Raw genomic sequence first — 20935 nt, forward strand, 5'->3', positions numbered from 1 at the left:
TTTTTAAATCACGTCCACAGTACCTGAACCGGATACAATGGGAAATTGGTGTCTCTACTAACAACGCTCCAGTTCTCTACCAGGGCCTGAGCGATAATAATACGGTCAAACGGGTCTTTGTGGTGAAAAGGCAGCGTTTCTACCTGCAGAATATGGCTGGATAGGACGGGTAACAGGGTAATGCCTACTCTGGGCAGCTCATCGATGAGCGCCTGCGTAGGGCGGTTGAGCGTTAGCTTACCAAGGCTACGTTTGATGGCGATTTCCCAAATGCTGGCCGAACTCACGTATAAAGCGTTGGCAGGATTTTTTAGCTGAGAGAGGGTGGCTGATGGAATGGATGTTTCGTCATCTAGTAACCACAGCAGGGTATGAGTATCCAGCAGGTAAGCCATGGCTACATGTACTCGTTGAAATCGCCAAGTGGCGCGTCAAAATCATCGGCCATGTAGGTTACGAGCCCCCCAAGTGTCCCAAACGTTCGTTCGGGCAAAACAGAAGCGGGCCCCGCATCATGGCTTAGAAGATCCTGAAGACTTTTACGTTGCTCAGGCGATAGTTTTTGTATCGCCTGAACCAACTCGCTAAACTCAATCTGCACGGTTATCTCCATGGCTCGTTCCCTGTTTAATCCGATTACTTGCTCAACTCCAGCATACGCGCTACGGACTCATAGGCTTTCAGCCGGATGTCTTCCGGCACGATGATCTCCGGCTGCTCGTACAACATGCAGTTATACAGCTTTTCGAGGGTGTTCATTTTCATGTACGGGCATTCGGAGCAGGCGCAGGTGTTGTTCTGGCTGGCCGGAGCCGGAATGATCTTCTTGTGCGGTACCGCCTGGCGCATCTTGTGCAGAATACCGGCTTCGGTACCTACGATGAATGTTTGCTCGGGACTATCGACCACGTATTTCAGCAGCGCGGTCGTTGAGCCGACGTAGTCGGCCTGGCTCAGAATATGCTCCTGACATTCGGGGTGAGCAATGAACTTGGCGTCCGGATACTCAACGCGCAGTTTCTGAAGTTTCTCCAGCGAGATGTCGATATGAACAATGCAGGCACCGTCCCACAACACCATGTCGCGGCCGGTTTTTTTCGAGACGAAACGACCCAGGTTCGCGTCGGGCGCAAAGATGATCTTCTGATCCTTCGGCAGGCTCTCTACGATTTTCAGCGCGTTGGACGAGGTCACGATAATGTCGGACAGGGCCTTTATCTCGGCCGAGCAGTTGATGTACGACAGCACGATATGATCGGGGTACTGCGCCTTGAAAGCCGCAAACTTATCGGCCGGCGCCGAATCGGCCAGCGAACAGCCAGCGTTCAGGTCAGGAATGACCACTTTCTTCTGGGGGGAGAGCACCTTGGCCGTTTCGCCCATGAAGTGAACGCCACAGAACACGATCATGTCGGCCGGTGTAGCAGCCGCCTGCTGGCTCAGACCGAGGCTGTCGCCGATGTAGTCGGCCAGGTCCTGAATGGCGCCGTCGACATAATAGTGCGCCAGAATAACGGCGTTCTTTTCTTTTTTGAGCCGGTTTATCTCGGCCACTAAATCTATATCGTCGGCAACGGGCTTATTGACATAACCCACGCGTTGTACTTCTTCGAGCAAAGCTTCCATGTCTGGTTGGCAGGTGGTTTTTACCATAAACAACGACAACGGGCTAAATGTCACAGCGGGCCGAAAAGCTGACCGCCAAACCGACCCCGTCGTTGCGGCTGTATCTACGGGCGAATTTGAGAAAATGGATCGGGCTTTCAAACAACCGCGGCTGATGGTGTAGTTTTAAGGCCATGAGCGATCTGCTACACCTTCGTATCATCCGTATCCAGCCCGAAATCGTGGTGGGCCACCGTTTCGATGCCGCCAGCTACTACCTGGAGTCGACCGATGGGCGATCGGTGCCGTACCGGGCCGGCCAGTTTCTGACCCTCATCATCGACCAGGCGGGCCACGAAGTCCGGCGGTCGTATTCGCTTAGCTCGACGGCCGACGAACCGCTCCGGTTGACGATCAAGCGGGTGGAGAACGGGCAAATGTCCCGCCATCTGCTCGATACGCTACGGGTGGGCGATGTGCTGACGAGTCTGCCGCCCGCCGGTCGGTTCGTTCTGGATCACGACACCCCCGGCAATCTGGTACTGATCGGCGCCGGTAGCGGTATAACCCCGCTGTTCAGCCTGCTTAAACAGGCGCTGCGTACCGAGCCAGACCGGCGGGTGACCCTGCTCTACAGCAACAGCACCGACCGAACCATTCTGTTTCGCGACGAACTGAACGACCTGCACCGGCAGTACGCCGACCGGTTTCGGCTGATTCATTTGCTGAGCAACCCCGCCCATGAGCTGGCCGATCGGCACGGCACGGTCCGAACCGGCCGACTCAACAACGTCATGCTTGAAACGCTGCTGCCCGAGCTGGTCGGTGCGGCCAACCCGGCGTCGGTGCAGTTTTTTGTTTGCGGCCCGGCCGATTACATGCGGATGGTTCAGTTTACGCTCGTCTTCAGTGGTATTCCAGCCCGCCAGATCCGGCGCGAAAATTTCGTGGTCGAACTGGTTACGCTGGTCCCTCCGCCGATTCATGCCGTTGACCGGACGGTCTTGCTCCACTACCGGGGGCAGTCCGTCGAGATCGCTGTTCCGGCCTACAAATCGATCCTGCAGGCGGCCCTGGACGAGGGAGTGCCGCTGCCGTACAGCTGCCGGGGTGGGCGCTGCTCAACCTGCGCGGCCCGCTGTACGGCCGGCGCGGTTCACATGACCATCAACGATGTCTTGACCGAGCGCGACCTGGCCGAGGGCTGGATACTAACCTGCACCGGCTATCCGGCCAGCACCGGCGTCGTCATTGACGTATAGACAGACGGCTGGCGGTTCTATTTTTGTTCCAGACAAACCGCAGATCGTATGAACGAACAGGCGCTTCGGCAGCTGGCCGCCCAACTCCGTTTGCCCGAAGGCGAGACCGGTATCGAGGTAGCGAACCGGATGAACATCAACAACGAGCTGATGAACCGCTGGGCCATCGACCAGCTCGCCGTACAGCCCGGTGATCAGATTCTGGAGATCGGGCCGGGCAACGGTCGGTTCGTCCCGGATCTGCTGGGGACCGACCCGTCGGTGCGTTACGTCGGCTACGATCATTCAGCACTGATGGTAAGCCAGGCCGTTGAGCACAACCGCGCCCTGGCCGAGACGGGCCGGGTCCAGTTCATATGGCGCAGCGGGCCGGTCATGCCTTTCCCGGACCATAGCTTTACCAAAGCCTTTGCTGTCAATGTCATTTATTTCTGGGAAGATCCGGCGGCCGAACTGGCCGAGCTGCATCGGGTACTGGTACCCGGCGGCCGGTTGCTACTCGTCATCCGGCCCCGGTCGGTGATGATGCGGCTTCCCTTCGTGCAGCACGGCTTCCAGCTGTTCGAACCGACCGACGTAGCTGACCTGCTGGTGGCTAACCGGTTCCGCGTTACGGAAACGCGGGTACTGGCTGAACCGGCGCAGCACGTAGGTGGCGAGGCCGTCTCCCTGTCGACGGCGCTGATCAGCAGTGAACCCGTATGAGGAGTGGGTCAGACCTTGGTTTTCAGGAACGAGATTACCACATCGAGCCCGCGCTGGTAATGTACGTTGTTGGGAATAACAATATCGGCTTCGGCGCGGTACGGCTTGATAAACTGTTTATAGGTCGGTTTGACGTGGTATTTCCAGCGATACATGACGTCGTCGAGGTCGTAGCCCCGTTCTTCGGCATCGCGTTTGACGCGCCGTTCGAGCTTGATGCTATTTTTGGCGTCGATAAATATTTTCAGATCCATCTGGTCGGCCAGCTCCCGGAAGTGGAACACGAAAATGCCTTCTACTACGATGATGGGAGCCGGCTGAAACGTGAGCAGACGCGGGGTAACGCTGGCGTTGTTGAACGTATACTCCATCTGCTGAACTGTTTCACCCCGGCTGAGCTGATGAATATGTTCCGCATACAGATGGTGATCAATCGTTTCGGGCAGGTCGAAGTTATGGACGCCCTGATCGTCGACCGCAATCTCGTTGATTTTCCGGTAGTAGTTGTCCTGAGAGATCAGGCAGATCTGGTCTTCGGCAAAGGCGCTCAGGATGCCTTTCAGAAACGATGTTTTACCCGAAGCACTGCCGCCGGTTATGCCGACGATAAACGGTTTGGTGGTCATTTTGCAAAGATAAGGTACGCATGAATCAATCCGACCCACTCATTACCCTTGATCAGGGATCGCAGCCCGACAACCGTCGCTCGTCGGCGGGCCATTCGTTATTTCAGCTCCACGCAGGCCAGTGCTGGGCCGTAGTCGGCGCAACGGGCAGTGGCAAGACGCTTTTTCTGCAAACGCTGGCAGGTCAGGTGCCGCGGCTGGCGGGTCGGCTGGTCCGGCGGCAGTCGGTTGCCTACGTGTCGTTTCGCGAGGAGTCGCGGCTATTTTCGTACAGCGGCCATTTTTACCAGCAGCGCTACCAGGCTACCATGAGCGACGAAGGAAGCCGGGGCCAGGCCGCACCCACCCTGCGCGATTACCTTCAGCTTGCCGACCCTGTGGCTGCCAGACCGCTGCTGGACCGGCTTGGTCTGAGCCCCCTGCTCAACCGAACCTTTCTGAAGCTCTCGAACGGGCAGAGCCGCAAAGCCCGCATCGGCAAAGCGCTGCTGCAACAACCGGCGGTGCTGCTGCTCGATAACCCCTTTGTTGGACTCGATGCGGGCTTTCGGCAGGAGCTGACCCAGTGGCTGGCCGAACTAACCCAACACGGGCTGACTCTTGTGCTGGCTACCGATGCCGATTCGATACCGCTTTTCGTTACCCATGTGGTGGAACTGGGCGGGAGCGAGATTCAGTGGGCCGGTCCCGTTCAGGCCTATCGATCCACTGCGCGACCTCCGCAACAAACAGCCTTACCCATCTGGCAAACACCGGCGCTGCCCGCCGACTTCGACGAGGCTTTTCGGCTGAGCGAGGTAACGGTGCGCTACGGTGAACAGCTTATCCTGGATAGGGTCAGCTGGACGGTGCGCCCCGGCGAACGATGGGCTCTGCTGGGACCGAACGGAGCCGGTAAGTCGGTGCTGCTGAGTCTGCTCTACGGCGATCATCCGCAGGCGTATGCCAGCCTGATTCATGTGTTCGATCATCGGCGGGGGCGGCCCGGTCAGAGTATCTGGGACGTGAAACGGCGGATCGGGTTCGTCTCGCCCGAGCTGCATCTGTATTTTCCGCAGCAGCTGACCGCCCGCCAGGTGGTACTTACAGGGCTGACCGATACACTGACCGCCCCCCGGCAGGCCAGCGCCGAAGCGCAGGCCGACCTGCTGGCAATGCTGCGCTATTTTGGGCTGAGTAACAAAGCCGATGAACCCTTCGGCCGACTGTCGGCGGGCGAACAGCGGCTGGTGCTGCTGGTCCGGGCGTTGATCAAAAATCCACCGGTGCTGATTCTGGACGAACCCTTCCAGGCAATCGACGCGGCCCGGGTAGAGCTGGCCCGGCGGCTGCTCGATAGCTTGCCCGATAAAACGATTCTGTTTGTTACCCACGACCGGCGCGAACTGCCCGACACCATTGACCGGACGTTCACCATTGGCACTGAGGCCCCCCTGTAAACATAGAAGCCCGGTAAACACACAGCGTTGTATGCTTACCGGGCTTCCCAACCAGAACAGGCTATCAGGCCACTACGGCTTCGGCCAGTACCAGCACTTTATTTTGCAGCACTTCAACCACACCACCATCGACGGTGAACGTTTGCTGACCGGTTGCGCTCTGCACAACGATCGGGCCTTTGGCGAGGGTACTAACCAGCGGAGCGTGGTCGTTCAGCACCTGAAACTGACCTTCGCTGCCCGGAAACGTAACCGCGCTGGCCTCACCCGAAAAGACCTTCCGGTCTGGAGTAATGATATCTACTGTCATAGTATTAAATAATGAACGATGAATGATGAATGAGCTGCCCGGTGCATTTATCGTTCATCATTCGCCTTTTTACAAAGCTCCCTTCACGAAGTTCAATACGCTGCCGATCTGGTTTTTCACAGCGGGCTCAGCGGTTTTTGCCAGTGGGCCACCCTGACCGAGTTTGCTCACCCCCGCCAGCGCCGTTGACACCAGCGATTTGCCCGCCGAACCACCTCCACCCAGCACCGACATAGCGCTGCCGAGACCACTCAGGCCGCTGCTTAGCTGGCTGGCTTTCCCGATCAGCGATCCGGCCGAGACCAGATTTTCGAGCCGACCGGCTCCCGAAGCCAGTTTGGTCAGTCCAACGGCTTTACCGAGAACGCCCGCACCCAGCCCTCCGCCCGTAATCAGCGGCAGTAGTGTTTTCAGCTTACCCACCTGACTCAGGATCTTATCCTTAAACGAGCTTGGTTTCTGCTGGGCTTCGGCCTCAACGGCGGCAATGCCGGTTTGCAGCGCCTGGGCCGAAGCGGCTTTATCCCCTTTCTCCAAAGCGGCTACGGCTTTGTCCAGTTGCGCGTCGGGCAGGCTGTCGGTCGAAGCCGCAGCGCCCGTTTGGGCAGTCGACGGCGTAATGGCCGTGTCCTGAATAGCGCCCCTGACGGAGGTAGGTGATGTAGTTGGTGCAGTACCAGCACCGGGTATGGCGGGGACCTGCGCCAGGGCGGTCGTGGTGGCCAGCAGGGTAGCGGACAGCAGCAGGACTTTCCACTCAACTCGGATCGTTTTCATAACAACTTGGTTAGTTAGTTTACGATGCTAAGACGACATTGAGCGAAAAAGCAACAGGTATTGGCTGAACAATGTACGGCCAATACCTGTCGATTCCTGATTACTTACTGACCGGCTTCTTTCAGCAGGCGCTCACCTTTGGCAACGGCATCTTCGATGGTACCAACCAGGTTGAAGGCTGCCTCAGGCAGGTGGTCATACTTACCGTCGATGATCTCGTTGAACCCTTTGATCGTATCTTCGATCGGAACGAGTACGCCTTTCAGACCGGTAAACTGCTCGGCCACGAAGAACGGCTGCGACAGGAAGCGCTGCACCCGGCGGGCGCGGCTTACTACGAGTTTATCTTCTTCCGAAAGTTCTTCCAGACCCAGAATGGCGATGATGTCCTGCAATTCTTTGTAACGCTGCAGAATCTCTTTCACCCGCTGCGCCGTGTTGTAGTGCTCGTCGCCCAGGACTTCGGCGGTCAGAATCCGCGAGGTCGAATCGAGGGGGTCAACGGCTGGGTAGATACCCAGCTCGGAAATTTTCCGGCTCAATACGGTGGTAGCATCCAGGTGAGCAAAGGTCGTTGCCGGCGCGGGGTCGGTCAAGTCATCGGCAGGTACGTAAACGGCCTGTACCGACGTAATCGAACCACGCTTGGTCGACGTGATACGCTCCTGCATGATACCCATTTCGGTAGCCAGCGTAGGCTGGTACCCTACGGCCGACGGCATCCGGCCCAGCAGAGCCGATACCTCCGAACCCGCCTGGGTGAACCGGAAGATGTTATCAACGAAGAACAGAATATCGCGACCGGCTCCTTCGCCATCGCCATCGCGGAAGTGTTCGGCAATGGTCAGTCCTGACAGGGCCACGCGGGCGCGGGCTCCCGGCGGTTCGTTCATCTGGCCGAATACGAACGTAGCCTGACTTTGGGTCATCTCGTCGATATCGACTTTGCTCAGATCCCAGCCCCCTTCTTCCATCGAGTGCTTGAAGCCTTCACCGTATTTAATGATACCGGCTTCGATCATTTCGCGCAGGAGGTCGTTTCCTTCGCGGGTCCGCTCGCCCACACCGGCAAATACTGAAAGACCCGAATAGGCCTTGGCGATGTTGTTGATGAGTTCCTGAATCAATACCGTTTTACCCACACCAGCACCACCGAAGAGGCCGATTTTACCCCCTTTGGCGTACGGCTCAAGCAGGTCGATTACTTTGATACCGGTGAAGAGTACCTCGGTCGAGGTGGCGAGGTCTTCAAAACGGGGCGACGACCGGTGAATCGGCAGGCGGGCCGTGGTGCTCTTCGGCTGAGGAATACCATCGATGGCATCACCTACTACGTTGAACAGACGACCCCGGATGCTTTCGCCCGTCGGCATGGAGATTTGCGTGCCAAGGTCAGCTACGTTCATGCCCCGGTAGAGGCCGTCCGTCGAGTCCATGGCGATAGCCCGAACGCGGTCTTCGCCCAAATGCTGCTGCACTTCGAGAATAACCGACTGCCCGTCAGCTTTGGTTACTTTGAGGGCGTCCAAGATGGCGGGAATCCGCGAGCCTTCGCCCTCGAAACTCACGTCCACGACCGGCCCGATTATCTGCGTAATCTTACCCGTATTGACTGCCGTTTCCGTAATCATTTGTATGTGATATAGCTAATTGAAAAGTTGTCCGTTGTTTCGGACTGCAAAAGTAGGAGAAAAACTGCGTAAAGTAAAGACGCGATTTGTTCATTTTCAGCCAGGTCGACTACCAAACGGGTTTACCAGTAAGGTTTTTAGCGTACGCAATAAACAAAAACCGGCGCTGGCCGATTTGTACAAAAGAAAGTCGTCCGTTATCAGCCAGTAGCCGTTGCGTATCCGGTACGGCTCCTTTTCTGACGAAAGGTACTGACCTGCTACTGATTGGCAACCCGCGACGCCCAACTCAATCTGACTCAACGTTACAATTCATGCTTCAAACTCGATCGAGCGGCCTGCTGCTCCATATAACATCGCTGCCCTCGGCGCATGGCGTGGGCGACCTGGGCCCCGAAGCCTACCGGTTTGCCGACTTTCTCGAAGCCGCCGGGCAGGCCTACTGGCAGATTCTGCCGCTGACCCCCCTGGACCCCGGTTCCGGATTTTCGCCCTACAGCAGCCCGTCGGCCTTTGCCGGCAATACCCTGATGATCAGCCTGGAAAGATTGGTCGACGAAGGCTGGCTCCAGGCCGATGATCTGGTGGTGTTCAACCAGCAGCCGGTACAGGATGTCACCGTCAGCGAAGCGCCCGCTGCCTCGGGTGATGTAACGCCCTCGGTACTGTCGGGGCCGCTGACCATTGCGCCATCGACCCTGCACGCAGCCTGGATCAAGAAACGACCCCTGCTGCGACAGGCGGCCGAAGCGTTCCTGAACGAAAGCACCGCTGCGCAACGGGCCGACTACGAACGGGTCTGCGCAGCACAGGCACACTGGCTGGATGAGTACGCTCTGTTTACGGCGCTTCAGGATGCAACGGGCGAGCCGTACTGGTTGCGCTGGCCCGATGAGCTAAGACGCCGTGAGCCAACGGCGCTGGCTACCTATACCGAACAGCTTCGGCACGAGCTGGAGGTAATCAAGGTGCTGCAGTATTACTTCCTGAAGCAGTGGAACGAGCTGGTGGCCTATTGCTACGCCAAAAAAATCCACTTCATCGGCGATATTCCTATTTACGTACAGCTCAACAGCGCCGACGTATGGGCCAATCCTTCGCTGTTCAAACTCGACGATGATTTTCAGCCGCTGTTCGTAGCCGGTGCGCCCCCCGATTATTTCAGCGAGTACGGCCAGCGCTGGGGCAACCCGATTTACGACTGGGCCGAACACGAACGAACCGACTTTTCGTGGTGGATGCGCCGGATCCGGCATCAGCAATCGTTGTACAGCCTGACCCGGCTCGATCACTTCCTGGGCTTCTACGAGTACTGGGAGATTCCGGCCAGCGAACCAACGGCCCGCGTGGGCGAATGGATAAAAGCGCCGTTCGAGGCATTCATGCGATCGATGTACCGGCAGTTTGTTCAGTTACCCATTATTGCCGAAGACCTGGGTGCCAAAGCCGCTGATATCCAGCCCCAGCTGCGGCATTACGCCATTCCGGGTATGCGGGTAGTCCAGTTCGGTTTCGGCGAAGACCAGCCGACCTCGAGTTACGCGGTACACAATCATACCGAAAACATGGTCGTGTACTCCGGTACGCACGACAACAACACCACGCTGGGCTGGTTCCGGGAGTCGGATGAGGAGCTGCGGGGCCGCATCCGCGATTACCTCGGGTTTGAGGTTACCGAAGAAAATATAGTCGATCAGATGATCCGGCTAACGATGCGGTCGGTAGGGCGGCTGGCGATCCTGCCCATCCAGGATGTGCTGAACCTCGACGAAACGCACCGTATGAACACACCCGGACAGGGTGGCCGGAGCTGGCAGTGGCGCCTGCAGCCCGACCAGCTCACGGTTGAGGTAGCCGAGACGCTGCTGGCGCTGACCCGGCTGACCGGACGCGTATAGAGTACACAACCGGTTAGGGGGTTGCCACCTAACCGGTTGCTTCAGGCACTAACCGGCCCCCGGCTTCGTTTCAGTGTCATGTCATCCTTATTTTTCTGGAAGGAGTGGAGCCGACCGTACCGGTTCGCCTACCTGATTAGCCTGTCGGCTGTTTTTATCGCGCTGATTCTGTTCATAGTGGCCTGGGGGCGTGGTTTGGGGAACGTGGTGCGCTGGGACGTACTGAGCGAACTCAACGAACTGCCCGTTACCTTCCGCACCTTTACCGATGGTCTGCTCGACTACGCCGTCAATGGCAAAGCCTATGCCGTGTCGGAGCAGTTCGTGGCGTCGCCCATGCAGGTAAACCCCCACATCGCTACGGCCCTACTGGCTGGCCTCTGTATCGCCTTTACCTTGCTGCTGAGCGCCATCACCCGCTTCGACCGGATTCGGTACCTGGTCGGTATGGGCGTACTGATTCTGGGTCTGGCGTTTTTTCGGTTCGAGATGCTCGAAGTGCCCGGTCTGGGCGGTAGCCGTCTTTTTCTGGTACTGACGGTTTTGTTCGGGTCGGTCAGCTACTTCTTTCATGCGTTCCGGTCCGACCAGCCTATTCTGGTTCGACTCGCAGTATTTGCCAGCCTGATCGGCATGACAGTAGCTACCCTGGGGGCGCTGTCGCCGGTTGAGCAGCCGGTACTGACGATCGTGAGTTACAGTATGCCGGTTATGCTGGCGTTCAGCATAGGGTTTATCTTCTTCATCGCAGCCGAGATATTGGCCGGGTTGGTCTGGGTCACGACGGCGGGGGGCAGCGGCAAGGTGCTGGGATTGAACAATTTTCTGTTCATCAGCGGCCTCTACCTGGTCAATCTGGTGCTGATCTGGCTGAAAAACACCCGTATGATCGACTGGGAGCTGCTGGCTATCAGTCCATTCGTATTGTACCTGATCTCGGTGACGCTGGGTATCTGGGGGTTCCGGCGATTGATGGAACAGCAGCAGCTCGTCTCGTTTCGCGACGGTGGCGCCTTTCTGTACGCGGGCCTGGCCCTGCTGACTACCCTGACGATGGGCTACGCCTTTGCCACGGCTAACGACCCGCTTATCGAGGTGTTCGAGGACGTGATCGTCTATACCCATCTGGCTATGGGGCTGGTATTCATCGTTTATGTGCTGATCAACTTTTTGCCGATTTTTCAGCAGGGGCGGGCCGTTTATCGAATTCTGTACATGCCGAAGCGGCTGGAGCTGAGCCTGTTCAGGCTGGTGGCCGTTTTTCTGGTGCTGACGCTGGTGGCATCGGGCAATACCATCACGCTCAAGCAGGCTATGGCCGCCTATTACAATAATCTGGGCGATTTATATACGGCTACCGGCGAACTGGCCTCGGCGCAGGCTTTTTATGAGCAGGCGCTGGAGCAGGAGTTCCAGAACCACAAGTCGAACTATGCCCTGGCCTCGCTGGCCACGGCCCAGAACGACCAGACAGCCGCTGCGTTCTACTTCCAGAAGGCTACCCTCAAACAACCGCAGCCGCACGACTACGCGGCTCTGAGCCAGACGTTCCTACAAACGGATCTGTTCTTCGAAGCCGTAAAAACACTGCAACAGGGGCTACGGCAGTTTCCGGGCAGTGGCGAGCTACAGAATAACCTGGGTTACCTGTATGCCCGCACCAGCGTAGCTGACTCGGCCTATTACTACCTGCAGGCGGCTACCGGCAACACCCCCCGAAGCGACGTACCGGCGGCCAATCTGCTGGGTTTCTATGCCCGAAATCCGCAGGTGCTCTCGGCCGATTCGAGCCTGGCCCGCCACACAAACGAGTTCGAGTACGAATCGTATCAGGCCAACGCGCTGGCGCTGCGGCTCGTGGCGTCGACCGGACCGTCTGCCCAGCCGGTTCAGCCCGCCTGGCTAACGACCGATCAGGTCAGCGAGGGACTGAGCGTTGGGCGGTTTGCCAGCGTATATAATTACGCCCTGACCAATCAGCAACCCGACTCGACCCTGGCCCGAATCCTGCAGCGCCAGGCCGACGCTCCCGCCAATCAGGATTTTACGGATGATCTGCTGCTGGCCCGCGCGGTTGCCGAATACACCGCGCACAACCATCCGACGGCGTTCGGGCTGCTGAGCCAGCTGGCCGAGGGCGACCCGAAGCAGGGCGATATGTACCGGTCGATTACGGGGCTGCTGCTGATGGAGCAGGGCCTCTACCGCAAAGCCGCTGACCAGTTTGCCGATAACAGCGACACGACTTCCATCTACCACCGCGCCGTGGCGCTAACCAAAGCGGGCGATCCGGCACTGGCACAATCGCTCTGGGAAACGGCCGCCCGCAGCGACTCGAACGTGTCGGCGCTGAAACAGGTGCTGTACGAAGAGCGAAACCCGCAAACCGATCTGGAAAAAGCCTTCTATGTCAGCTACCGGCTCGACAACCCCAACCGGGGGCGCTACTGGGAAACCATCCGGAACCCAACCCTCAAAACGGTAGCCGGGGTAGCGCTGGCCAATGATTACCTCGACGCGGTGCAGTGGCGGAATACCCAGTTGATGCTGTCGGGCCTGCCCGCCGACAAATCCATCAGCGACTACGCCGTGTCGTTACGAAATCTGGCGGCTCTGCGGCTGTCGGCGTTCAGGCGTAGTATCGGCTCGGCCGAGACCATGGCCCGTCAGCCGATTCTGCCCCAGCACCAGGCCGAGCGGGCCTACTGGCTGGCGCAGGCCTACGAACGGTCGCGCCAGCCCGCCAAAGCTGGCGTGGCCTATGGTGAAGCGCTGCAGCTGGCCCCGCTCAACGCGCAGATCGTTACGGCCGCGGCCCAGTTTGAGCGGCAACGGAACCGGATCAGGCCGGCCTATGAACTGGTGCTGAAAGCGCTGCTTTTTAATGATAATAACCCCGAACTGCTCAAGACATACGTAACGCTCTGCCTCGACCAAAGCCTGCTCGACTACGCCAGCGACGGACTGGCCAAGCTACAGGCCGCAGCGCCAGTCACCGACTATCAGGCGTTTACGGCGACTTATCAGGAAAAATTGGCGTCAATCGAAAAGAGCCGGGAAAAATTCGGGCAATGATGTAGTTTTAGCAAAAACTTTCCGGCCTCCGTACGCAAACGCCTTTCCACTACCCAGGAAGCGCCCGCGTCTACGACCGTCAGTCTCGACAGGGGCCGGATTGTTGGTGTGACCTTTCGACAGAAAAACTGTTTCCAGCATCCTTATCGGGCTGCTATTGTTGCCGCCGGCTAACCGAACGTGTATGAACATCATTGAGACCCGCGCTATTGCCAAGCGGTACGTTATGGGCACTGAAGTGGTCGATGCACTTAAATCCATCACCATATCCATCAAAAAAGGCGAATATGTCGCCTTTATGGGACCGTCAGGGTCGGGGAAGTCCACGCTGATGAACATTGTGGGTTGCCTGGATTCGCCCACGTCGGGGCAATACATCCTTAACAACCAGGACGTAAGCCGGATGGGCGAAAACGAGCTGGCGGAAGTGCGCAACAAGGAAATCGGGTTCGTATTCCAGACGTTTAACCTGCTGCCGCGCCAGACCTCGCTGGAGAACGTGGCCCTGCCGCTTATCTACGCCGGCTACAGCAAGGCCGACCGGACCGAAAAAGCCATGCTGGCGCTGAAAAACGTAGGTCTGGAGAATCGCGCCGGTCACCGGCCCAACGAGCTGTCGGGTGGTCAGCGGCAACGGGTGGCCGTGGCGCGGGCGCTGGTTAACGATCCCAGTATTCTGCTGGCCGACGAACCGACGGGTAACCTCGATACCAAGACCTCGTACGAAATCATGGACCTATTCGACCAGATTCACAGCAAAGGCAATACGGTCATCATGGTTACGCACGAAGAAGACATTGCCGAATACGCCCACCGGATTGTACGGCTCCGCGACGGTCTGGTCGAGACAGATCGTGCCAATGAGCATATTCGGAAAGCCAATGTGCTGATGCAGGCACTTCAGTAGCCTCATCATTTCAACTGCCCTTCAATCCAGGACAAGCCCCGGCCGTAGAGCGCGTGGGCAAACCGAACCCGGTTGTTGAAGTCGGGGTCGGGGGTTTCACCATGGGTCCAGAACTCTCTGACCAGCCGGGCATTATCGGCCGCCAGCGGTTGCTGATGAACCACATCAGCATCGGTGCGGTAGGACGCAAATGCTGGCAGATCACTATCGAAATGCTGGAAAAACAGATGACCGCGCGGGGTTCTGACGGCACATAGAATCCCACTGGACCGGCTGGTCGACGGCGACAGGCTCCCTTCCAGCCCTCGTTTCAGCACAATCACCGCATCGAAACCGGCCATCAGCGCCAGTTCAGCCATTTTCATCTGGTAGGTGATGTGAAATACCGACGTGACCAGAATCCGGGCGTGGCAGGGGTTCAGCACTTTTTCGAGCGTAGCCAGAAAGGGCCGTTTCAGCAGGATACGACGCCGGTCGGTCCAGCGGCTGAGGGCGGGCGACATCGCTTTCTGATCCAGCACCCACCCGTAGTGTTCGAGAGGTGTGCCCAGCTCCTGATTACCGAGCAGAAACTCGCAGTTCAGATGCATGTAGAGGTCCAGCGCGTTGAGCGTGAACTTGGGCCCGCCCGATGGTCCTACCAGCGACACCGGCCCGTAGCCCCGATTCAAAAAGAACCTGGCCAGCAGCGGGGTAATGAGGTAGCTATTCTCAACGCCATCAAACGGTTCAGCGATCTGGATCAGCGGCCGGTCGGCGCAACTCATGGCCCGGAAAGCGGGCGTAAACGTTCGTTCAGCAGCCCGCATCAGGCCCTGGTATTCTTCGTTCGTTTCGTGGCGCACCCGCAGAATACTGGCGGCCAGTCCCCGAAAGGTTTCGCAGGTGCCGTTGCCAAACAGATAGTCGCCCAACTGCTCGGCTTCGCTGATCTGTAGATTATGACCCCGCACCAGTTTGGTGGCAATGGGGTGCATGCCCATCGGCAGGTCGGGGCATACTTTATTGATGAAGAAAGTTGGGTGCGAAAAAGCGCCTTTCCCGATCTCATCTTCCAGGGTTCGTTCGTCCGGGGTGGGACCCTTGGCCAGCAGAGCGCCCAGAAAAGCACCGCGCTGGAGTGGATGCGTGACGGGGTCATTCAGAGCTACCCGGCATTCCGCCAGCAGGTCGGGCGGCAGCGGTTTACTACCATGTTTTCCGATTCCAATATGTCGAATACCCTTGCCCAGCGGTGTGTCGGCAGGTGCATCTAAAGTTGGGTTGGCAATTGGCATGGCAAAGGGCTGGTAACGCATAGGTATGAACGTAAAAGTAGGCACGAAGGTCCTGCCTACTTATTGACTTTAGATGATCAAAATAGCGACGGCGCTACCCCTTTCTACCCTGGCCGTGGACGGGTAATAGCTCTGACAACACAATTCATTGCTATAGTTATTTAATAGATTATTTATCGGCCCCGGCTCGGTGCCAGGGCCGATAAAGCCGATTGTTATGATGCTGAGTATAACCTACTGGTTTTTGAGATGCGTAAAATTACTCAATATTTTATTTTGATATACTTTCTATAATCCAAATATTATGTAAGAGATAATAAAAAAATACGAATTAACTATTATTAACAGGTCCTTTGTCAATATATCCTAAATGGTATTCAAATGGTCAAATTTCAACAAAGTGTTGGGCGCGAGAAGCCTGTGTCGGTTTGCTGCCAATGCGTTTGGGCAGCCCATAACCGTGCAGCACTTGATCATAGAAACGAGTCACCTTTTCAAACTTCCGGTGCGGCCATCGGTATATAGTAAATACATTTGTTCAAAGGCCGGGCCTTTTTGGTTCTGGCAGTACCTATCTTATCACTATGAAATATAGACAGTTTGGCCGTACCGAGTTGACCGTAAGTGAAATAGGTTTTGGTGCCTGGGCCATCGGTGGTCCGGCCGAGGTCGGCGGGGTTGCCATTGGCTGGGGTGAAGCTGACGATACGACCTCCGAGCAGGCCCTTCGCCACGCGCTCGATCTGGGCATTACCCTGTACGATACGGCCGATTTCTACGGCCTGGGCCATTCTGAAGAACTGATCGGTCGGGTGTTTGGTAACCGCGCCGATGTGGTGATCGCTACCAAAGTCGGTCAGAAAGAGCAGGACGGTAAAATTGCCATCGACTACAGCCGCGCCCACATTATGGCAGCCTGCGACGATAGCCTCCGTCGGCTCCGGCGCGACAGCATCGATTTTTACCAGCTGCACGTCGCCAAACTGAGCCATCTGGAACAGGGCGACTGCATCGAGGCTCTGCGGGATCTGCAACAGGCGGGTAAAATTCGGTATTGGGGCATCTCCCTGAATACCTTCGCGCCCGAGCCCGAAGCCGACTTTTTCCTCAAACATGAGCTGGGCAGCGGGTTTCAGGTGGTATTCAACGTACTGAACCAGCACATTCGTCCTTATCTGTCGGCTATGCACACGCAGGGGTACGGCCTCATTGCCCGCATGCCGCTTCAGTTTGGTCTGCTGGCCGGTAAGTTTTCGACCTCCACCACATTCCCACCCAGCGATCATCGGCATTATCGGGTTACGCCCACCATCATCGATGCTACCAACGAGGCTTTACAACCCGTTTGGGAGCTGTGTCGCACGTATGAGGTCAGCCCGGCCGAACTCAGCCTGAGCTATATACTGAGCCACCCCGAAGTATCGACCGTGATTCCCGGCATCCGCACGCCCGAACAGGCCGATCAGAATACCCGCCGAATTGTTCAGCTCTCCGACCAGGACAGGGATTTTATCACCGGTTTGTACGACCTCCGTTTCAAACCGCTGGTCGATATGATGAAAAAGCAGGGCTGAGCGCTGTTGGCCTTGCGCGTCTGGCTCAGCCTTCGTAGTCGGGAGAGATGGGCGAGCGCCGGAACTCGTTGGGCGTAAGGCCTACGTATTTTTTGAAAAACTGGCTGAAATTTGGCTGATCTCCTGTAGTGTCCAGCCGGTCTGGACCAGCAGGGCTTTACTTTCTTCGAGCAGGCGGTTTTTGATCAGGGTGCTGATGGTCTGGCCGGTATGCTTTTTTACGAGCCCATTCAGGTAGTTCGGGTTCAGATTCAGTGTCTCCGCGTAATGGCGAGCGGTGCGCATCCGGATTGGGTTGTCGAGGTTGGTTTCTTTCTCGAGCAACTCGAAGAAGTCATATACGTGCCGATAGTCAGTCGTGATCTCATAGAAACGATCATGATCGACAAGCCTGACCCTGTTATCAACCCGATGGGGGGGGAAAGGAATGGGCGAAATTGCCTTAATTGGTTTTACCGGGGCGGTGGCCAACGCCGTCTTCAACGCCACGGGGCAGCGCGTTCGGGACCTGCCCATCACGCCCGATAAACTGCTGCGAAAGCTGACGTAAAAGAAACGTGACGAGTAGGTTAACTTACTTTTTTGTCCTACGGGACAAAAAAAGAAACACAGAGGGTCAGTCAGACCCAGTGCTATAGAGTATCAGATTGTGCGATTAGTATGTCTTCTGAAGCGATTCCCGATATTTTTGACCGCCTACGGGCTGGTGAACGGCTCCGGAAGGATGATCCGGAGTACGGGCGGTTTGGCGACGTGGTCTCGCGAACCATCCGGTTATGCGTCGAGATGAATGCATCGGCAACGTCCGTTGACCAGGTGCGCAGCCGTTTAAGCGACATTATCGGCGTCGAAATCGATCCGTCGACCGTTATTTTTCCGCCCTTTCACACCAATTTTGGTCGGTCTATTCGGTTGGGCAAGAACGTCTTCATCAACCATGCCTGCTCCTTTCTGGATATTGGCGGAATTACCATCGAAGACGACGTACAGATTGGACCCAGGGTAAACCTGACCTCCGAAAATCACCCGCTGGACCCGGCCGACCGAACAACGCTGATTCCCCGACCAGTTGTGATCAAACGCAACGCCTGGATCGGGGCGGGGGCCACCATTTTGCCAGGTGTTACCGTCGGCGAAAACTCGGTGGTGGCGGCCGGTGCCGTAGTGAGTCGCGATGTGCCGCCGAACACGGTCGTGGCTGGCGTTCCGGCCCGCGTGGTGAAGTCGTTGTAAGATGGGTATCCCCGGTTTGCTGACGAATAGCCTACTTACGTCTCGGCTCAACCGTACCGTCCGCGTCCGCAACGGCCAGCTCGTTCGGGACGCTTACTGGCCGACCTGAACGCAGTAAAGTAGGGCAGGCGGGAAGCCTGAACTGGATAACCGGCGTTACTTTTTCTATCTTCGCGGTGTATTAATATGCCGTCATGTGTACCCGTTTGCTTTGGCTGCTGTTGTTGTTCAGCAGTCCGGTTTTGTCGATTGCCCAGCTTCAGATCAATCATCCCATGGCACGGCTGGTCATACAGCGCGGAAACGATGGCAACGGGCGGCTATACGTGTCGGGACAACTACGAGGGCAGGCCGACCGGATCGAAGCCCGGCTAACGCCCGTTGTGGCGGGGCAGGGCACCGAAACCGCCTGGCAAACGGTTCAGACCAACCCGGTCAATGGCGTATTTCTGGGGTACATTACAGGAACGGGCGGCTGGTACACGCTCTCGGTGCGGGCCATTATCAGCAATACCGTCAGCAGTGAGGCTACGGTACAGCCCGTTGGCATCGGGGAGGTGTTCGTAACGGCCGGCCAGTCTAACTCCCGCGGGCTGGGTATCGGTGATAACGACCTCGGCACGGCTACCGACCGCGTCAACGCCATCGACTCCATCAACCATTACTACCCGCCGAGTCCTCAGCCGCTGCTATCGTCGGGCGATCCGATGCCGGTTCCGGTCTATAAGGCCCTGACGGCCGGCCGGCGTATTTTTCCGATGGCCGAAAGCTCGTGGGGCTGGGGCGAACTGGGCGACTATATCGTGAATCGGTATAACGTGCCAGTCGCTTTCTACGTGGCCGGCTGGGACGGCTCAACGATCGATAACTGGGACAAAACGGCCCGGGGTATACCCACCTGTAATGCCTATTTCTGCAACGAAAACTGGCAGAACCTGCAACCCTACACTAACCTGAAAAACGTACTTCAGTATTATGCATCGATGGCGGGCATCCGGGCCGTACTCTGGCACCAGGGCGAGGCTGAAGGCGATGTAGCGCGGGATCAAATACCGCAGTATGCCACCATACTACGGTCGGTCATCGAGAAGGCGCGGCAGGATTACGGGGGGCGCAGTATGGCCTGGGTGGTGGCGCGGGCGTCGTATAACGGACAGGTAACAACCCCCGCTGTCGTGTCGCAGCAGGATGCGGTCATTGCCACGCCGGGTTTCAACGTATTTCAGGGGCCGCTGAACGATACGATCCAGAACCGGAACGGTGGTGATACGGATGTACATTTTGCCAACGCACTCCGGCCATCGGTTCATCCGCGGTATTACCTGAACCCGAACAGCATTCCGGTCAATATGGGCCTGTCGCGCTTTGCCCGTAACTGGAATAACAGCCTCAGCAACAGTTTTTTTCAAAACGCCCAGCCCATCACGCCCGCGGTGTTTGCTGCTACCGGAACGCTGGCCGAGTACGTGCTGCCCGCCGATAGTCTGCGCGTTACGTTTGTGACCTCAGGTACATTTGGTAGCGGGAACCAGTGGCAGGTGCAGCTCCTCGATTCGCTGGGGCGCTACAAAGCCACCCTCGGAAGCGGGCCAGCCAGCCCGGTTCGGGTGAAGCTGCCGGCCGGTTACCAGAGTGGCCGGTATCGGGTTCGGGTCGTGTCGAGTTCGCCCGTCATACCGGCGGTGCCGTCGAACCTGTTCCGGATTACCAGCCAGATTCCGGCTGCCGATCTGAGTTTGTCCGCATCGGTCGACCAGCGAACACCGGGGCTGAACGAACCCGTCACCCTCTCGCTAACGGTGCAGAACCAGGGCCCGGCCGCAGCTACCGACATTCTGGTGCGGAATCGGCTGCCCGACAACCTGGCGGTGGTATCCGTACCAGCGTCCATGACCAGCAGCGGAAACGTCGTGTCCGGAACGATTGATCGCCTGGAAGCCGGTACCCAGAGTACTCTCACGTTTACGGTCAAACCAACCGCTACCGGGTTTTACCGGAACTCCGCCGAGATTGCCCAGGTTGCCCAGCCCGACCCCGACAGCCAGCCTAACTCCGGCACCGGCGACGGACAGGACGACGCGACCGGGCTTGATTTCAGAACCGCGCAAACGGGCGCGGGCGTCTTCGTATCGCCTAACCCCAACCAGGTGCCGTTGCCCGCTGTGCAAAGCAACCAGCCCCCGCCCGACCCCGCCCGGGCCGATATGAGCCTGCGCATAGCGGTCAGTAACCGAGCCCCGCGGCTCAACGAGGTCATTTCGTTTTCCATTACCATCACCAACACCGGCGGCTTGTCGGCTACCAGCGTGAACCTGACGGCTTACCTGCCAAACAACCTGTCATTCGTGCCGGGCGAGGATCTGGCACCGGGCGGGGGTGGGCTGTCGGGTGGCCTCAGTAGCCTGGCGGCTGGTACCAGCCACGTCTTTCGGTTCTCGGCGCGGGCTATTTCGGTGGGGCGCGGTATCTGCTCCGCCCAGCTGACAGCATCCGGCCAGGCCGACCCGGACTCGACCCCCAATAACGGCACTGCCAACGGCGAAGACGATACCGCTCAGGTCGACATCCGGGTTCAATGATCGGCTGATCCTGAACGGTTATTGACCGGATTTGGTT

18 protein-coding genes are annotated in these 20935 nt (G+C 57.6%); 9 read left to right on the forward strand and 9 right to left on the reverse strand.

The genetic code is table 11. The features are described from left to right. Positions 1–8 precede the first annotated feature (8 nt). From FBR45_RS21325 to nadA, 3 genes are read right to left on the reverse strand one after another with little or no spacing between them, the layout of a single operon-like run. Positions 9–395 carry a type II toxin-antitoxin system VapC family toxin gene (locus FBR45_RS21325; RefSeq protein WP_138506092.1) on the reverse strand — a complete coding sequence of 129 codons (387 nt, stop codon included), beginning with the start codon at positions 393–395 and terminating at the stop codon, positions 9–11. Between the two features lie 2 nt (positions 396–397). Continuing rightward, on the reverse strand, positions 398–613 hold the full coding sequence (locus FBR45_RS21330; protein WP_138506094.1) for a DUF2281 domain-containing protein: 216 nt from the start codon (positions 611–613) through the stop codon (positions 398–400). A gap of 23 nt (positions 614–636) precedes the next feature. Beyond that, positions 637–1626 carry a quinolinate synthase NadA gene (nadA, locus tag FBR45_RS21335; protein ID WP_138506097.1) on the reverse strand — a complete coding sequence of 330 codons (990 nt, stop codon included), beginning with the start codon at positions 1624–1626 and terminating at the stop codon, positions 637–639. A 173-nt stretch (positions 1627–1799) separates the two neighbouring features. On the opposite strand from nadA, the gene FBR45_RS21340 reads away from it, so the two are divergent. Next, entirely contained in the window at positions 1800–2867 is a 1068-nt protein-coding gene (locus tag FBR45_RS21340) for a ferredoxin--NADP reductase (RefSeq protein ID WP_138506099.1), read from the forward strand. A gap of 48 nt (positions 2868–2915) precedes the next feature. Next, a complete protein-coding gene (locus FBR45_RS21345) occupies positions 2916–3572 on the forward strand; it encodes a class I SAM-dependent methyltransferase (RefSeq protein ID WP_138506101.1) in 657 nt (218 codons plus the stop codon). An 8-nt stretch (positions 3573–3580) separates the two neighbouring features. On the opposite strand, the gene udk is transcribed toward FBR45_RS21345, so the two are convergent. After that, positions 3581–4198 carry a uridine kinase gene (gene udk / locus FBR45_RS21350; protein ID WP_138506104.1) on the reverse strand — a complete coding sequence of 206 codons (618 nt, stop codon included), beginning with the start codon at positions 4196–4198 and terminating at the stop codon, positions 3581–3583. Between the two features lie 20 nt (positions 4199–4218). On the opposite strand from udk, the gene FBR45_RS21355 reads away from it, so the two are divergent. After that, complete coding sequence (locus FBR45_RS21355; protein ID WP_138506106.1) at positions 4219–5637, forward strand: ATP-binding cassette domain-containing protein; 1419 nt, start codon at positions 4219–4221, stop codon at positions 5635–5637. Between the two features lie 64 nt (positions 5638–5701). On the opposite strand, the gene atpC is transcribed toward FBR45_RS21355, so the two are convergent. From atpC to atpD, 3 genes are all read right to left on the reverse strand, one after another. Next, positions 5702–5947 (reverse strand): ATP synthase F1 subunit epsilon, encoded by a 246-nt coding sequence (gene atpC, locus FBR45_RS21360; RefSeq protein WP_077922268.1) that lies wholly within the window; start codon positions 5945–5947, stop codon positions 5702–5704. Between the two features lie 69 nt (positions 5948–6016). After that, on the reverse strand, positions 6017–6724 hold the full coding sequence (locus FBR45_RS21365; RefSeq protein WP_246082329.1) for a hypothetical protein: 708 nt from the start codon (positions 6722–6724) through the stop codon (positions 6017–6019). Between the two features lie 104 nt (positions 6725–6828). Beyond that, positions 6829–8355, reverse strand: a complete 1527-nt coding sequence (gene atpD / locus FBR45_RS21370) for a F0F1 ATP synthase subunit beta (RefSeq protein ID WP_138506108.1) — start codon at positions 8353–8355, stop codon at positions 6829–6831. A 314-nt stretch (positions 8356–8669) separates the two neighbouring features. Here atpD and malQ point away from each other — a divergent pair, with 314 nt between their 5' ends. The 3 genes from malQ (at position 8670) to FBR45_RS21385 (ending at position 14235) form a co-directional block, all read left to right on the forward strand. Further along, positions 8670–10253 (forward strand): 4-alpha-glucanotransferase, encoded by a 1584-nt coding sequence (gene malQ / locus FBR45_RS21375; RefSeq protein ID WP_138506110.1) that lies wholly within the window; start codon positions 8670–8672, stop codon positions 10251–10253. A gap of 78 nt (positions 10254–10331) precedes the next feature. Beyond that, positions 10332–13328: a tetratricopeptide repeat protein gene (locus FBR45_RS21380; RefSeq protein WP_138506112.1), complete on the forward strand. Its 2997-nt coding sequence runs from the start codon at positions 10332–10334 to the stop codon at positions 13326–13328. Positions 13329–13512: 184 nt separating this feature from the next. Further along, the gene (locus FBR45_RS21385; protein ID WP_138506114.1) at positions 13513–14235 is read left to right on the forward strand and encodes an ABC transporter ATP-binding protein; all 723 of its coding nucleotides are present in this window, start codon (positions 13513–13515) and stop codon (positions 14233–14235) included. A 5-nt stretch (positions 14236–14240) separates the two neighbouring features. Here the strand turns inward: FBR45_RS21385 and FBR45_RS21390 are convergent, their stop codons facing one another. Further along, entirely contained in the window at positions 14241–15533 is a 1293-nt protein-coding gene (locus tag FBR45_RS21390; protein WP_246082330.1) for an anthranilate phosphoribosyltransferase, read from the reverse strand. A gap of 563 nt (positions 15534–16096) precedes the next feature. Between FBR45_RS21390 and FBR45_RS21395 the strand changes: the two genes are divergently transcribed. Further along, positions 16097–17086 (forward strand): aldo/keto reductase, encoded by a 990-nt coding sequence (locus FBR45_RS21395; RefSeq protein ID WP_138506116.1) that lies wholly within the window; start codon positions 16097–16099, stop codon positions 17084–17086. 81 nt (positions 17087–17167) lie between these two features. On the opposite strand, the gene FBR45_RS26830 is transcribed toward FBR45_RS21395, so the two are convergent. Continuing rightward, on the reverse strand, positions 17168–17575 hold the full coding sequence (locus tag FBR45_RS26830; protein ID WP_212748642.1) for a helix-turn-helix domain-containing protein: 408 nt from the start codon (positions 17573–17575) through the stop codon (positions 17168–17170). A gap of 171 nt (positions 17576–17746) precedes the next feature. Between FBR45_RS26830 and FBR45_RS21410 the strand changes: the two genes are divergently transcribed. Continuing rightward, the gene (locus FBR45_RS21410) at positions 17747–18319 is read left to right on the forward strand and encodes a sugar O-acetyltransferase (RefSeq protein ID WP_138506118.1); all 573 of its coding nucleotides are present in this window, start codon (positions 17747–17749) and stop codon (positions 18317–18319) included. Positions 18320–18513: 194 nt separating this feature from the next. Beyond that, a complete protein-coding gene (locus FBR45_RS21415; protein WP_138506120.1) occupies positions 18514–20898 on the forward strand; it encodes a sialate O-acetylesterase in 2385 nt (794 codons plus the stop codon). Positions 20899–20935 lie beyond the last annotated feature (37 nt).

Source organism: Spirosoma lacussanchae (assembly GCF_005870035.1).
GTDB lineage: Bacteria > Bacteroidota > Bacteroidia > Cytophagales > Spirosomataceae > Spirosoma > Spirosoma lacussanchae.

Bases quoted from the DNA above. Each gene is read 5' to 3' on its own strand.
- FBR45_RS21325 (WP_138506092.1), bottom strand. From the start codon at position 395: ATGGCTTACCTGCTGGATACTCATACCCTGCTGTGGTTACTAGATGAC.
- FBR45_RS21395 (WP_138506116.1), top strand. From the start codon at position 16,097: ATGAAATATAGACAGTTTGGCCGTACCGAGTTGACCGTAAGTGAAATA.
- FBR45_RS21345 (WP_138506101.1), top strand. From the start codon at position 2,916: ATGAACGAACAGGCGCTTCGGCAGCTGGCCGCCCAACTCCGTTTGCCC.
- FBR45_RS21330 (WP_138506094.1), bottom strand. From the start codon at position 613: ATGGAGATAACCGTGCAGATTGAGTTTAGCGAGTTGGTTCAGGCGATA.
- FBR45_RS21390 (WP_246082330.1), bottom strand. From the start codon at position 15,533: ATGCGTTACCAGCCCTTTGCCATGCCAATTGCCAACCCAACTTTAGAT.
- atpD (WP_138506108.1), bottom strand. From the start codon at position 8,355: ATGATTACGGAAACGGCAGTCAATACGGGTAAGATTACGCAGATAATC.
- udk (WP_138506104.1), bottom strand. From the start codon at position 4,198: ATGACCACCAAACCGTTTATCGTCGGCATAACCGGCGGCAGTGCTTCG.
- FBR45_RS21365 (WP_246082329.1), bottom strand. From the start codon at position 6,724: ATGAAAACGATCCGAGTTGAGTGGAAAGTCCTGCTGCTGTCCGCTACC.
- FBR45_RS21355 (WP_138506106.1), top strand. From the start codon at position 4,219: ATGAATCAATCCGACCCACTCATTACCCTTGATCAGGGATCGCAGCCC.
- nadA (WP_138506097.1), bottom strand. From the start codon at position 1,626: ATGGAAGCTTTGCTCGAAGAAGTACAACGCGTGGGTTATGTCAATAAG.
- FBR45_RS21415 (WP_138506120.1), top strand. From the start codon at position 18,514: ATGTGTACCCGTTTGCTTTGGCTGCTGTTGTTGTTCAGCAGTCCGGTT.
- malQ (WP_138506110.1), top strand. From the start codon at position 8,670: ATGCTTCAAACTCGATCGAGCGGCCTGCTGCTCCATATAACATCGCTG.
- FBR45_RS21385 (WP_138506114.1), top strand. From the start codon at position 13,513: ATGAACATCATTGAGACCCGCGCTATTGCCAAGCGGTACGTTATGGGC.
- atpC (WP_077922268.1), bottom strand. From the start codon at position 5,947: ATGACAGTAGATATCATTACTCCAGACCGGAAGGTCTTTTCGGGTGAG.
- FBR45_RS21340 (WP_138506099.1), top strand. From the start codon at position 1,800: ATGAGCGATCTGCTACACCTTCGTATCATCCGTATCCAGCCCGAAATC.
- FBR45_RS21410 (WP_138506118.1), top strand. From the start codon at position 17,747: ATGTCTTCTGAAGCGATTCCCGATATTTTTGACCGCCTACGGGCTGGT.
- FBR45_RS21380 (WP_138506112.1), top strand. From the start codon at position 10,332: ATGTCATCCTTATTTTTCTGGAAGGAGTGGAGCCGACCGTACCGGTTC.